16 protein-coding genes are annotated in these 13,394 nt (G+C 59.0%); 4 read left to right on the top strand and 12 right to left on the bottom strand.

Translation table 11 applies throughout. The features are described from left to right. Positions 1–13: 13 nt before the first annotated feature. The 3 genes from ACYQ14_RS13830 to ACYQ14_RS13820 form a co-directional block, all read right to left on the bottom strand. Entirely contained in the window at positions 14–292 is a 279-nt protein-coding gene (locus tag ACYQ14_RS13830; protein WP_459889020.1) for an acylphosphatase, read from the bottom strand. Between the two features lie 117 nt (positions 293–409). Next, positions 410–838, bottom strand: coding sequence for a universal stress protein (locus ACYQ14_RS13825; protein ID WP_459889019.1), 429 nt, complete (start codon positions 836–838; stop codon positions 410–412). A 40-nt stretch (positions 839–878) separates the two neighbouring features. Beyond that, positions 879–2,060 carry an inorganic phosphate transporter gene (locus tag ACYQ14_RS13820; RefSeq protein WP_459890076.1) on the bottom strand — a complete coding sequence of 394 codons (1,182 nt, stop codon included), beginning with the start codon at positions 2,058–2,060 and terminating at the stop codon, positions 879–881. A 225-nt stretch (positions 2,061–2,285) separates the two neighbouring features. On the opposite strand from ACYQ14_RS13820, the gene ACYQ14_RS13815 reads away from it, so the two are divergent. Together ACYQ14_RS13815 and ACYQ14_RS13810 are read left to right on the top strand one after the other, a co-directional pair. Further along, the gene (locus tag ACYQ14_RS13815; RefSeq protein WP_459889018.1) at positions 2,286–3,281 is read left to right on the top strand and encodes an MBL fold metallo-hydrolase; all 996 of its coding nucleotides are present in this window, start codon (positions 2,286–2,288) and stop codon (positions 3,279–3,281) included. Positions 3,282–3,318: 37 nt separating this feature from the next. Then, positions 3,319–3,579: a hypothetical protein gene (locus ACYQ14_RS13810; protein WP_283837986.1), complete on the top strand. Its 261-nt coding sequence runs from the start codon at positions 3,319–3,321 to the stop codon at positions 3,577–3,579. A 91-nt stretch (positions 3,580–3,670) separates the two neighbouring features. Here ACYQ14_RS13810 and ACYQ14_RS13805 read toward each other — a convergent pair whose 3' ends face one another. From ACYQ14_RS13805 to ACYQ14_RS13790, 4 genes are all read right to left on the bottom strand, one after another. After that, positions 3,671–4,429, bottom strand: coding sequence for a maleate cis-trans isomerase family protein (locus ACYQ14_RS13805; RefSeq protein WP_459889017.1), 759 nt, complete (start codon positions 4,427–4,429; stop codon positions 3,671–3,673). A 283-nt stretch (positions 4,430–4,712) separates the two neighbouring features. Beyond that, the gene (locus ACYQ14_RS13800) at positions 4,713–5,306 is read right to left on the bottom strand and encodes a calcium-binding protein (protein WP_459889016.1); all 594 of its coding nucleotides are present in this window, start codon (positions 5,304–5,306) and stop codon (positions 4,713–4,715) included. A 50-nt stretch (positions 5,307–5,356) separates the two neighbouring features. Next, positions 5,357–5,845: a calcium-binding protein gene (locus ACYQ14_RS13795; protein WP_459889015.1), complete on the bottom strand. Its 489-nt coding sequence runs from the start codon at positions 5,843–5,845 to the stop codon at positions 5,357–5,359. Positions 5,846–6,407: 562 nt separating this feature from the next. Then, complete coding sequence (locus ACYQ14_RS13790; RefSeq protein ID WP_459889014.1) at positions 6,408–7,346, bottom strand: DNA-3-methyladenine glycosylase family protein; 939 nt, start codon at positions 7,344–7,346, stop codon at positions 6,408–6,410. 264 nt (positions 7,347–7,610) lie between these two features. Here ACYQ14_RS13790 and ACYQ14_RS13785 point away from each other — a divergent pair, with 264 nt between their 5' ends. After that, on the top strand, positions 7,611–8,156 hold the full coding sequence (locus ACYQ14_RS13785) for a DUF555 domain-containing protein (protein ID WP_459889013.1): 546 nt from the start codon (positions 7,611–7,613) through the stop codon (positions 8,154–8,156). A gap of 442 nt (positions 8,157–8,598) precedes the next feature. On the opposite strand, the gene ACYQ14_RS13780 is transcribed toward ACYQ14_RS13785, so the two are convergent. The 4 genes from ACYQ14_RS13780 to ACYQ14_RS13765 form a co-directional block, all read right to left on the bottom strand. Continuing rightward, a complete protein-coding gene (locus ACYQ14_RS13780; RefSeq protein WP_049954084.1) occupies positions 8,599–8,838 on the bottom strand; it encodes a UPF0058 family protein in 240 nt (79 codons plus the stop codon). A 269-nt stretch (positions 8,839–9,107) separates the two neighbouring features. Further along, positions 9,108–9,287 (bottom strand): DUF7836 family putative zinc-binding protein, encoded by a 180-nt coding sequence (locus ACYQ14_RS13775; RefSeq protein WP_459889012.1) that lies wholly within the window; start codon positions 9,285–9,287, stop codon positions 9,108–9,110. Between the two features lie 135 nt (positions 9,288–9,422). After that, complete coding sequence (locus ACYQ14_RS13770; protein WP_283837979.1) at positions 9,423–10,397, bottom strand: transcription initiation factor IIB; 975 nt, start codon at positions 10,395–10,397, stop codon at positions 9,423–9,425. 511 nt (positions 10,398–10,908) lie between these two features. Continuing rightward, a complete protein-coding gene (locus ACYQ14_RS13765; protein ID WP_459889011.1) occupies positions 10,909–11,193 on the bottom strand; it encodes a DUF357 domain-containing protein in 285 nt (94 codons plus the stop codon). A 129-nt stretch (positions 11,194–11,322) separates the two neighbouring features. Here ACYQ14_RS13765 and ACYQ14_RS13760 point away from each other — a divergent pair, with 129 nt between their 5' ends. Beyond that, entirely contained in the window at positions 11,323–12,738 is a 1,416-nt protein-coding gene (locus ACYQ14_RS13760) for an FAD-dependent oxidoreductase (RefSeq protein ID WP_459889010.1), read from the top strand. A gap of 274 nt (positions 12,739–13,012) precedes the next feature. On the opposite strand, the gene ACYQ14_RS13755 is transcribed toward ACYQ14_RS13760, so the two are convergent. Further along, positions 13,013–13,222, bottom strand: a complete 210-nt coding sequence (locus ACYQ14_RS13755; protein ID WP_459889009.1) for a hypothetical protein — start codon at positions 13,220–13,222, stop codon at positions 13,013–13,015. Positions 13,223–13,394: the final 172 nt, after the last annotated feature.

Here is a 13,394-nt window from a genome sequence, read left to right as displayed (position 1 = left end):
TGGATCGGTTGCGTTAGTACCGGATTTCGAACCCGTCTTCGTCCTGGGGTTCTTCGAACTCGGCCTGCACGTCGCTGACGTCCGCGGCAGGACTTCCCTCGTGACACCACTCGACCATCGACGCGACGGCGTCCTCGGGGCCCTCGAACACCGCCTCGACGCGCCCGTCCTCCAAGTTCTTCACCCAACCGTCGACCCCGGCGTCTCGAGCCGTGTCTCGAGTCGTCGCCCGATAGTAGACGCCCTGGACGGTTCCGGAGACGAACACGTGCACTCGAGTTCGATCTGTCATGTTGGATGGGAGGCGAGCGAGGGGTAAAAGTCCGGCTCTCTTTCGGATACGTAACGGGTTTTGGAGAATCGAAGAGTCCGCCGAAGACGGCTTCGAACCGTACGGGCCGACCGGAGCTCAGCGAACGATCGTTACCGGCACCGACGACCGCTTTGATACCGTCTCAGCGACGTTACCGACGAGAAATCGGTGCGCCGCGCGGCTCCGGTCCGAACCGTGAGCCCCGATTACAACCGTATCGTAGTCGTCGGCGCGATCGATGACGTTCCGGGCCGGGTGGCCCACGCTGACGATCGTCTCGATCTCCCTGTCCTGGTCTGTAGCGATCTCGTGGGCGCGATCGAAGATAGGATCGGCGCGTTCGTCGGCGGCTTCGTCGATGTCGTCTTCAAGCGTGAGACCCACCGCGTCGCCCATCATCATCGATGGGGCGCCGACGACGTGGAGGACGGTGACCTCGGCGTCGGGGTGGTTTTCAAGCGCGTATTTCAGGGCGCGACCGGCCGGTTCGGAGTCGTCCATCGGGACGAGAATGCTCGAAAGCATGTCTCGAGATACAGCAACCAGGGACGTAAGTTTCCCTCCGTCAGGCGACCCCGGGGACGAGAACAAAGAACCCGTAGGCCAGTATCGTCGACATCGACGGGCCGATGATCCACATCGAGACGTACTTGATCACCGCCTGTGGGTTGAATAGATCACTTCCGTGAAGCACTTCTTCGGTTTCTGCCTCGCCGATCGGCGGTGTCGGTTTGTCTTCTTGTTCTTCGGTGACGATCGCACCCAACTCGATCTCACGGTCCTCACCCTCGCTGTCGCGACTGACGGCTTCGCGGAAGGTGATCGGCCGAGTCGCCCGACCCCAGCCGATGCCGACGATCGTCATCACCGTTGCCATCACGAGGCTGATTGGGATGCCGATGTACGAAAGGGCGGTCGTGATCGACGATGCGGTCACCATGACAAAAAGCGCTGCGAGTAGTGGAATGTCACTCAGCTCACCACCGACGGAATCCATCGTTCGCCGAGCGATGGTGAACCCACCGATACCGATCGCAATCGTCGCGATAATGACTGCGTTCGTCACTTCCAGCCCGGCTTCGCCGACGAGCGGCGCAGCGGCGTTCGGAACGTTGCTCGCCCCAGCACTGAACGCCATGTAACACCCGATAATAAGGACGGCTGTCGTGGTACCGAGTTCCCGCCAGGTCGTGTTCGGACCGAACGCGGGCGTCGGAACCGTTCCCTGTCGATCAAGAATCAGGAGCGGGCCCTCGGATTTCTTGATATCGACCCGCTGATTGACCGCCGGATAGAGATATCGCCCGATGACCCCGCCGACCCAGAACCCGATGATCGGAGTGACGATCCACCAGGTGATGATCTCCGCCATGGTCACGTAGTTGAGGGTCCCGGTTGCCAATCCGAGTCCCGCGATCGCACCGACAGTCGTCATCGATGTCGGAACGGGCACGCCAAAGATGTTGGCGACGAGAATGCCCAATCCGATAAAGAAGAGGACGGCAACCCCCGCAGCCAGCGTCAGATCGGTCGTAATAATGCCTTCACTGAGTGTCTCCATCACGTTTTGCCCGACGGTTATTCCGCCGAGAAAGACGAAGACGGTCATGACGGCCGCCGCAGTCGTCTTCTTGACGATTCCGGCACCGACGGACGGCCCCCACGTGATCCCGGTCGATGACCCACCAATGTTGACTCCGACGAACACCGAGGCGACGATCCCAATCAGCAGAAGAGTTTCGACCATCATCAGAAAATACGACTGTATCAGTAAAGTAAGTACTGGACCTTTTCCGGACCATTTCCATAACTTATCGATCCGTTTCTAACAGACTAACGCCGCTCAGTTCCTATCCGCAGTGAACACGATTTCTGACGGGTACGCGATTTCTGGCCGACTGCTCGAGAACATGGAGTCTCGAGAACCAACAAATCGACAAGCCAAGGATGCTCGAGCCCGTCTGTGGACGTAGTGACGGTTCGACATCGCGACGGCATTCATTTCGAGGGCGAGCCACACGTCGTCGCCGACGCGCGGAGTGCCGTCGGTGACGTCAATATCGTGAGCCACGCCCACGCCGATCACACGTTCGGATCGACGACCAGCTCACCGGAAACGATCGTTTGCTCGGCCGAGACGGCCGAAATCGCCGAGGCGCGCTCGGGAACCGAGTTCGCGTTCGTCGAGTCGACGCCGGCGATCGACCTCGTCCCGGCGGGCCACGTCGTCGGCTCTCGAGCGGCCCTGTTCGAGGACGCGTCCGGTCGACGTTACTGTTACACGGGCGACTTTTCGATCCGCGATCGGGCCTATCTCGAGGGGTTCGATCCCGACGCTATCGAGGCCGACGTGCTGGTAATGGAGACGACCTACGGGCTTCCAAAATACCGGTTTCCAGATCAAGCCGAACTCGAGGCGCAAATTCGCGACTGGATCACAGATACCAACGACCGGCCGCTGTTCCTGTTTGGCTACTCCCTCGGACGGGCCCAAAAGCTCCAGTGGCTCGCGAGCGAGGTCTCGGATCGCGAACTCCTCATCTCCGAATCGATCGACCGCGTCAACCGCGCCATCGAAGCGGCCACCGACCTCTCGTTTTCGGCTCGAGCCTACGGAGACGGAGAGTTACGGGATCTAAGCGACGAAATCGTCGTACTCCCGTCGAATCAGGCTAGAGCCGACTGGGTCGAACGCACGGTCGAAGCGGTCGGCGGGCACAAAGCCGGATTCTCGGGCTGGGCCGTCGACAATGGCTTCCTGTATCGCGGCAACTACGACGTTACCTTCCCGCTCACCGACCACTGCGACTACGACGAACTCATCGAGACCGTCGAAGCGGTCGACCCCGACGTCGTCTACACGAACCACGGCTTCGATGAGGCGTTCGCCGACGTCCTCGAGACGAATTACGGCTATCGAGCGCGGCCGCTGAAGCGAAATCAGACGACCCTCGAGGAGTTCTGCTGATGATGCTCCTCGATCGTAATCAGGTGCTGTTTCGCTGATGGGACCGATCGAGCGCCTCGAGGAGGAGTTTCTCGACGTCTCGAGTTCTCGAGCCGATATTCGGGAGTTACTCGAACTCGTCGCCGGCTCGATCCTGTTTCTCGGCGTCGCGTACGGGTTGACCGCGGTTCTCATCGGTCGAACGGAAGCGCTCGTCGTGACCGGCGTCCTCGGCGCGATATTTGCGATCACGATCCTCTCGCAGGCGTACTGGGCGATTGCCGGCAGGGACGATTATCGAGACGGGAAAGACAGGTGAGACGGAGACTGTCCGGACGGGTGAGACAGGAATGAGTATCGAAGCGAATAGGGCGAGGAAGGCGGTGGACGGATGAGCCGCCAAGATCCGCTTACTCGTTCATCCGCCCCGCGAGCAGTCGTCCCGCGCCGGGAACCTGCGTACTCAGATCAAGGTGGTCGAGAATCTCGTACGTCGTCGCGGTCGCCGCCGAGAACACCGGAATCCCGAACCGATCCTCCGCGGCCTGGACGGAGTTGAGCGACGGCATCTGGACGCACGATGAGAGGACGAGCGCATCGGCGGCGTCGGTGTCGAGATCGGCGGCGATATCCATGAGGTTTCGCTGGTCGAGTTGGGCGACCTCGAGATTATCCGGACACTCGAGGGTCTCGTAGTCGATCACGTCGACGCCGGCGCTTTCGAAGTAATCGATTACCGTCCGCGTGAGGTCCTCTACATACGGCGCGATCAGGGCGACTTCCTCGGCCTCGAGGCGCTCGAGCGCTCGGACGAGCGCACCCGCACTCGTTACGACAGGCGCGTCGCCATCGTTCTCGACGGTCTTCTCGTGAAGTGTCGTCTCGCTTTCTTCGTGATACCTCGGCCCTTGAGCCATAATTCCGATGAGACACGCGTACGCGAGCACATTGCATCTCGCGTCCGAGAGGAGGGTGGCACAGCGCTCGGACTGTTCGTCCATGCGCTCGAGTTCCTCTTGGGTGACGCTTTGCATCCGCATGCGACTCGAGTGGAACGTGAACGATTCGCCGTAGTGATCTGGGCGAGCGTTCACCATTGCCGGAATCTCCGTCTCCATCGTGACGTTCGAACTCGGAACGATGAGTCCGATTCTGAAGGGATCTGACATCGGTCGATGGGATTACGGGTCCAGCCGTATAGAAAGTTACAGCGTATCGGATACCTGAAATGGGTGCTTCCAACGATCAGTCGAGAGGGGGCGTTGTCTCGAGAATACTTGATCTAGGGAGCACGGAGCGTAGTGCGTGGCTCATGAGACAGTCGGGCGAGGCTGGTAGTACCTACAAGCCCTCCGGCCGTAGCACTACCCTCTCAAAGAAGGCGTTAACAGAACAGTGCGTTAACAAAAAGGATATGGAGATGTCTGGCCGAATAAAGAAGAGAGAGTGGTTTTAACCGAAAATTCCACCGTTGTCGTTGTTCTCCTCTTCAGGCGGCTCCTCTTCCTCTGGGGGCTCTTCCTCGGGTTCCTCTTCTTCAGGCGGCTCCTCTTCCTCGGGCGGCTCCTCTTCCTCGGGCTCCTCCTCTTCAGGCGGTTCTTCCTCTTCCGGTTCTTCTTCGGCAGGTTCGGTGGAGACGTTCGCCTCGAGCAGATTCGTCTCCGCGTTGCGGAATGAGGCGCTTCCGGTCATCGAGCCGGTGTCTCCGGCACTGATGTCCGCGTCGTCTTCGTCGACGAAGAAGTATCCCAACACACCGCCAGTTCCAATGTCGAAGTTAACCGCGTAGGCGTCCCAATCGCCAACGTTGTCGAACTCACCCTCGAAGTTCTCCGACTCCATGATTTCGTCGCGAGTGCCGGATTCGAACTCCGCGAGAACCTCGAAATCGGCGTTCGGGTAATAATCCTGCCCGCTTACAACGACTTCACCCTCATCTTCCTGGCCATTTTCCTCTTGTTCATCATCTTCTTGGGCCGTTGCCGTCCCCGCGGAGGCGCCTGCACCGACCGCGAGAGCGGTTGCAGTCAGTGCTCCTTTCTTCATAACGGACCGTCTCGACTCTCCGTCTGAACTGACGTTATCTTCCATGAGTATCAGTTCGATTCGTTCTCTGGGTCTTCTTCCTCTTCCGGTTCATCTTCTTCCTCTTCAGGCGGTTCTTCCTCTTCCTCTTCCGGTTCTTCTTCGGCAGGTTCGGTGGAGACGTTCGCCTCGAGCAGATTCGTCTCTGCGTTGCGGAATGAGGCGCTTCCGGTCATCGAGCCGGTGTCTCCGGCACTGATGTCCGCGTCGTCTTCGTCGACGAAGAAGTATCCCAACACACCGCCAGTTCCAATGTCGAAGTTAACCGCGTAGGCGTCCCAATCGCCGACGTTGTCGAACTCACCCTCGAAGTTCTCCGACTCCATGATTTCGTCGCGAGTGCCGGATTCGAACTCCGCGAGAACCTCGAAATCGGCGTTCGGGTAATAATCCTGGCCGCTTATGACGACTTCACCCTCTTCTTCTTGGGCCGTTGCCGTCCCCGCAGACGCTCCTGCACCGACCGCGAGAGCCGTTGCGGTCAGTGCGCCTTTCTTCATAACGGATCGTCTCGATTCGTCGTTTGAATTGGTGTAATCACTCATGTCCGTTCATTGCCCGGTTTGGGCGACCATCGCTTCTACCCCCCTTTAAAAAAACAATAGTGGTTGTTCCGAAATTACCGGTCGTTCAACACTATATTGTTCCTATCAAGCCTTCACTGGTGGTATTTCTATACCTTATTGGCAGGAATTTAATAAGTATAATAACGATTTATTTTTGTTTTTGAAATGATGTGAAGACCACATATATTCTTGTGTGAGTGAGTTGTTCATTGTTCTATTGCCTTCCTGTATTTTTCGACACAGAAATGCGAGATTGCCTTAAGAACATAATTTACAGAAGACACCATGGGGAAGGTTAAATAGCGTCGTTTATCTTTTCATGTCGTTCAGTGAAAGATTCACTCATTGAACTGCTTGGTCGAGAAACCGAACAAAACAGTTGTCTCGGGCGTTTTCTGCAAACGGCACTGACAGACGAATTACGGACAGATTCAGTTCAAGACAGCCACGCCAAGCAATCCTGTCAGGCAAAAGTTGACTATAGAAGAGCCACCGTCTACAGGTTGCTTCCGTCCGTTCTGAGGTAATGAAAGACGTACGTCTGGGCGTAGCCGGCGTATTTCCCGCCGAAACGTTCCCGAATAGCTCGAGAGGTTTCAGCGTAGTTCCCGCAGTCGCAGTCGGGATAGTAGTCGGCGATTGCGGTCTTGATCCAGGTGTCGAGCGGGACGGCTTCGTCGAACCCGAGCGAAAACAGGAGGATGCAGTCAGCAACCTTGTCCCCGACACCGACGAACTGGGTGAGATGGTCGCGGGCGTCCTCGTACTCGAGGTCGCGTGCGTCCGCCGGATGGCCGTCGCCGTTCGCAACCATTTCGGCCGTTCGGACGACGTAGGGGGCGCGATAGCCGAGTCCGAGGTCGCGCAGTTCGGCTTCGGTTGATGACGCGAGCTGTTCGGGCCGCGGGAACGCGTGATAGGTTTCGCCGTCGAACTCGATCTCGTCACCGTAGGTTCGGGCGAGCGTCGAGACCATCCCGTGAATTCGGCTGACTCGCATCTGGGCCGAGCAGATAAACGAGATCAGGGTTCCGAACGGCGGATCCTCGACCAGTCGGAGGCCGCGGTAGGCCTCGTAGGCCTCCTCGAGGAACGGATCTGCCGGTGCCGATTCGACGATCGACTCGAGGTCGTCGTCGAGCCGAAGCAGGCGGCGGATCGTCGGTTCGCGGTCGTCGCTCGCCTCCCACTCGAGGACGCCGGCGCTCGAATCGTCGGCCGCCCCCGGTTGATCGCCGCCGCGGCGTCGAACGCGGATGACGTCTCCGTCGACGACGGTCGAATACCAGCGGTCGTGGCCGGGACCGGGTTCGGCGTCGTCGTTGTACATCTCGCCGTCTTCGCGCCGCCAGAGGTAGCTCTGTCCGCTCTCGAGCGTTCGATACAGATCGAATCCACCGGAACACTCCGCGATCGGGATCGTTCCCGTTTCCATTGCCTCGCAATTCGGTAGCGACGGCTTGGGCCTTTCGAAGCGCTGTCGGTTACGACGAGCGATTCGAACGGGCATCGATTCCGACGAGACGGGAAACTGACTCGGGCGCGACAAACTGAGCGAGTGTGGGGTGGACGCAGGTGGCAGACAGTCTCGCCGCTTCACGACGACACCGTACGATCTGTGGCGAACTCCGCCGCGGGCGGTTCTCAGTCGAGTTGCGTGGGGCGAAGCTTCATACTGTTGGCTATACAATATCACGATATGAACTGCAGGGTTGTCGTCGAGGCCGCCGTGCCCGTATACGACGTCGAGACGGAGAACGAGGCCATTCGAATCGGGATCTCGAAGACCGGTGAGATGTTGAACCCTGATCTGAATTACGTCGAAATCAACATGGGGACGCGGACGTCCCCCTCCGGGGAGGAACTCGAGCCCGCCTTCATCGCCGCCGACGAAGCGCTCGTCGCGCTGGAACTCGAGATGACCGTATTCAACGTCGAACGCGAGGAACACGCCTCCCGAATCGCCCGCAAGGAGATCGGTCAGCGACTCGAGAACATTCCGCTCGAGGTCCTCCACGTCGAGGTGATCGAAGACGATGACGAGGAAGACGAAGAGAGCGAAGCGGTCGACGACGAAACGCCGGCGGATGAAGACGCATCAGCGGACGACGAGACCGCAGAATCGAGCGACGACGAAGAAACGGACGAGCCAGTTCCCGAGGACGACGACGAGTCGAGCGACGCCGAAGTCGACGCGGCTGCAGACGACGACGTTCTGCCCGAGTTCGAAGAGCTGCTCGAGTGATTTTTCGGGTCGCCGTCGAAACGGTTCCGTCGTGAAATTCTAGTGATATTGGGGGACTCAGTCCTGTGATAAACTGGAGAAAACCAAAGCGTCGAGGGGGCGTGAAACGACACAAAACGTTTCGTTGGTATTGAACGCTCGTCCGAAATACCGTGTTACCGACCAGATCCAGCTTCGGTAATTCGAAACCGTTCGAACGGAACAACGATCGAGCGAGAAAGGGACGATATTAAGCGAGTAGGATACCCATATCAGCACAGCGAGCGGTTCAGTCGCCCCTGGAACGATTATACGAAACGGGTAACCCCAAAGAGATATCGTGCGATAACAGGCGGATACTTATCGGAACAAGAGGATACTGATCGGAACGAGATTGGAACTCAGAACCAGTGTCACCAGCGTTGTCACTAGAGTAGTTAGTTTCAGAGGAGTCGACGTGTCTTCAGTCTGCGGTTGCAGCGACTGCTTCTTGTTCTTCTTCCTCACGCATGTTGTACGTGATTCCCCCTGCGATTGCGAAAACAGCGGCCTTGTGGTCTGTCTTTGATTTGTGGATTGATGTCGGTCGAATACCAAGCGATTCGTATTCGTCGAGGTTAATTTGACAGTCTTCCCACGCGGCACACTGGTTCGATACTTCGGCAAGAAGGCCGTGAAGGTGAATGAGCTCCTGTTTCTTCATAACCATGCAATTCTAACCACTGCAGGGTTATATTATTATCTTGAGAGATGTTAACACACTGGGCCTGTCCGCGTAGTTGCCTGTTTCCACACTGGACGATTCCGGGTTGAGGCAAATTCACCAAAACTCTCAGCAAGAGTCGCGAAAAGCCGATTAAGACTTTCCTAATCGGCTTCGCTCGCCGACCGTTTCACGGACACTGCGGCCGGGCCACTCGTCGGCGACGATGACGGATGGCCAGCGGCCCATCGTCCAGTCGAGACGACTCTCTATCCTAACTGTTTGAGCGTCCGGAGATCGCGGTCGGTTCGAGTAAACTCCGAGGTCTGTCTCGAGGCGTGACAGTTCGGGCAATGAAAAAGCTCCGAAGAGTCGGGAAGGTCAGTTGGTGTTCGCTGCCAATCTTTCGTACATTCAGGACACAACAATTGGATCGACGTCTCGTCCATGGCATGGTATTACACACCGAGGGTGAAAAAACTTCCTTGGCTATGTCGACACGACAAGATTTCTGCTACGAGGTCGATTTCGAACGGGAAAAGTTCGGTTCGCTACCGACAGCATCGATCGATCGGATCGTCGTCTTAGGCCGGTGTCGCCGTGTCCGAGGCCTCGAGCAGTTCCTTGTAGCGGTTGCGGATCGTTACTTCCGAGATGTTCGCGACCTCGCTGACCTCGTTCTGGGTGACCTTCTCGTTGGTCAGCAATGCCGCGGCATAGACCGATGCGGCGGCGAGTCCAACGGGAGATTTCCCGCTGTGGACGCCTTCCTCGCGAGCGGCGTCGAGCAGTTCTCGAGCCATCCGTTCGGTCTCCTCGGAGAGGTCGAGTCCGCTGGCAAACCGGGGAACGTACTGTTCCGGATCGGCCGGCTGCACCTCGAGGCCGAGCTCCCGGATGACGTACCGGTAGGTTCGCGTTAACTCCATCTTGTCGACGCGGCTGACGGCCGAAATCTCGTCGAGGCTTCGCGGCGTGCCGGCCTGTCGAGCGGCGGCGTACAGCGAAGAGGTCGCGACCCCCTCGATCGAGCGTCCGGGGAGGAGGTCCTCCTCGAGCGCGCGTCGGTAGATGACCGACGCCGTTTCGCGGACGTTCTCCGGGAGGCCGATGGCGCTGGCCATCCGGTCGATCTCGCCGAGTGCCTGTTTCAGGTTTCGCTCCTTGGAGTCACGCGTTCGGAAGCGCTCGTTCCAGGTGCGCAGGCGCTGCATCTTCTGGCGCTGGCGGGAACTCAGAGAGTTCCCGTAGGCGTCTTTGTCCTGCCAGCCGATGTTCGTCGAGAGCCCCTGATCGTGCATCATGTTCGTGGTCGGGGCACCGACGCGGGACTTCTCGTCTTTCTCGGCGGCGTCGAACGCTCGCCACTCCGGACCGCGGTCGATCTCGTCTTCTTCGACGACGAGTCCGCAATCCTCACAGACGGTCTCGGCGTGTTCGGCATCGGAGACGACCCGTCCACCACACTCCGGACAGCGCTCCTGTTCTTCGGCGTTCGTACTCGTTTCCTCTTCGGTCTCACTTTCGCGTGAGTACGTTCGGATTGATGTATCAGTCATGGTGTATCGAGTTAGTTACTTGGGACTCCCGGGTGGGGGAACCAGAAGAAAACCCGGTCGTCGCAGCTAACATAGTGTAAGGGCGAAGAGTTTATAAAGCTTTTGCCTACTTTATAAACTGATCGGCGATTTGGTTATATAGGTTTCGCCTATATAGTGATCAAACGTGATCGTTTCGGGGGAGACAATCAACCTGGTGGATATAACGATGTCGGTCCGCGCCAGGTGTGCGTTGACTCACGTTCGAACTCACCGTAGTATGAACTTCGTTCGGTCTACAGGTAAGTAACCGTCATCGCTCTCACCGACTGGGAACGCCCGGCGAAAGCGACGGGTTCCGACACATGAGCGCCGTCTCCGTACCGGTTATGTGGATTTCGTCTCTGATACCCGTTACCTGAGCGCTGTCTCTGGAATACGCCGGATGGACTCCCCTGGCTCGGCGACAGGGAAACGTCCCTGCCGGTTTAGATTTTCCAGGTACTGCGCATCTCACACGGTACCGTCCACCTCAGACGGTAAAGAGATGACCCTCCGTCGGAACGTCGAACAGGCCGACTCGAGCCCCGGCGTCGAGCCAGGCGTGGCCGTAGGAAAACGACGCCAGGGCGTTGACGAGGTCGTCCTGCTCGCGAAAGTGGGTACCGTCCTCGAGGTAGGATTCGGCCATCTCGTAGCACTCGGCCGCAGCCTTGGCCATCGGCGTCCCCTCCGGCGGGGCGACGGTCGCTTCCGCTAGCGCTTCGGCCAGTAGTTCGCCATACCGGTTCGTCTTTTCCTCGAGATCTGCGGTCATCGATATGGCGTAGCTATCGGGTCTCGAGTCCGTAAGTGCGTCGTCCCGACCGCCGGTGGCGAAGAGAGATAAGACCGGAAAAGCTGGGAAACAGAAGGCGTTTTAGGCGTTGTGTCCCAACGGTACCGTATGAGCGACGAGCCTCGAGTCGAGATCTACACCAAGGAGAACTGCCCGTATTGTGAGAAGGCAAAGGACCTCTTCGATGCGAAGGGCGTCGAATACGAGACCTACAACGTTACGGGTGATGAGGAGCTTTTCGAGGAGATGATCGAGCGCGCCGACGGACGCAAGACGGCACCCGAAGTGTTCATCGACGACGAACTGATCGGCGGCTGGGACGAGACCAGCGCGCTCGACGAAACCGGCGAACTCGACGAGAAACTAGGGATCGAAACCGAGACCGGCGATGTGCCGAAGGGACATCGAAACGGAGATAGTGCGGAACGGAGTTCCGCGAACCACTCAAGCGGGCAAAGCCCGCGAGAGGACGGCGAAGCCGCCGACAGCGTCGAACACCGGAAACTCATCATCGCCGGAACGGGTATCGCCGGGCTGACGGCCGCGATCTACGCCGGCCGCGGCGACAACGACCCGCTGGTGATCGAGGGCGACGAACCCGGCGGCCAGTTGACGCTGACGACCGACGTCGCGAACTACCCCGGCTTCCCTGACGGCATCGGTGGCCCCGAGCTGGTCAACAACATGAAAGAGCAGGCCAAGCAGTTCGGTGCCGAGCTGAAAAATGGCATCATCGCCAACGTGGATGCCTCGAGCAGGCCGTTCCGGGTCGAGTTGACCAACGGCGACGTCTACACGGCCGACGCCGTAATCGCCGCTTCGGGTGCGAGCGCGCGGACGCTTGGTATTCCCGGCGAGGACGAACTCATGGGCTACGGCCTCTCGACGTGTGCAACCTGCGACGGAGCCTTCTTCCGCGACGAGGACATGCTCGTCGTCGGCGGCGGCGACGCCGCCATGGAGGAAGCCTCCTTTCTTACCAAGTTCGCCGACACCGTCTACATCGCCCACCGACGCGAGGAGTTCCGCGCCGAGCAGTACTGGATCGACCGCGTCCACGAGCAGGTCGAAGACGGCGACATCGAGATCATGAAAAACACCGAACTCCTCGAGATCCACGGCTCGCCCGAAGAAGGCGTCGACCACGTCACCCTCGCCCAAAACGACGCCGGCCACCCCACCGACCGACTCGATGACCCCGAAACCGACCAGTTCGAGTTCGACGTCGGCGCGGTCTTTTTCGCCATCGGCCACACCCCCAACACCGACTATCTCGAGGGCACCGGCGTGGAGATGGATGCAGACGGCTACCTGCAGACAAAAGGCGGCGACGGGGCCGGCCAAACGGAAACCGACGTGTCCGGCATCTTCGGGGCCGGCGACGTCGTCGACTACCACTACCAACAGGCCGTGACGGCTGCGGGCATGGGCTCGAAAGCCGCACTCGACGTCGACGAGTACCTCGAGGACCAGGAGCGAGCCAGCGCCGCGGGCGAGGTCGAGGCGGCGGCCGCAGACGACTGAGAGTTCCATCCGGAGATCATCGTTTCGAGGTTCTGCTCCGAGTGACCGACACCGTTCGTCTCGAGCAGTTGCCGACTCGACCAATCCCACCAGTATCTACGGTGACAGAACAGTTCCATGATCGAGAGCAACGTCTCTCACCAGCGCAATGTTCGAGCCAGAACGACGTCCCGGATCAGCGCAATTCTCGGATCGGTCCGACACGCCGAGATCGAATCGAGTGGGTCGGGCGGAAACAGCCCCAAGGGAGAACGGAGTCCATCTCGAGACCGCCTCAGCGCTCTTCGAAGCCCGCTGGTGGTTCGCGTTCGGAGCGAGAGTCGCTTCGGGTTCGGAGCTTCGCTCGAGCGTACTGAATCGCCGTTGCGATGACGGCAGAGACGACGACGGCGACGATCATCGCGACGCTCGCCATCGAGACGATCGCGATCGTGACGAACGCCGCGAGTCGCGTCTTCCACCGGTTCGTGCGTGGACGGTTCATGGATGCCTATCGGGTTCGGTGACAGCAACCGTCACTCGGATTCCCGTCGCGGGTTCGTGGCCGATCTCGTTGCGACCGCCCCGTCGAAGTGCCCGTGATGCCAGTATAGGCGTTTTCACACAATCGGAGATAATGAGTGTTGTCGTCTCGAGCAGTTCATGTCAGAGCGCAG

This window comes from Halostagnicola bangensis (genome assembly GCF_054653435.1).
The sequence above is the reverse complement of the archived record's forward strand: the minus strand, read 5'-3'. Positions and strand labels throughout refer to the sequence as shown.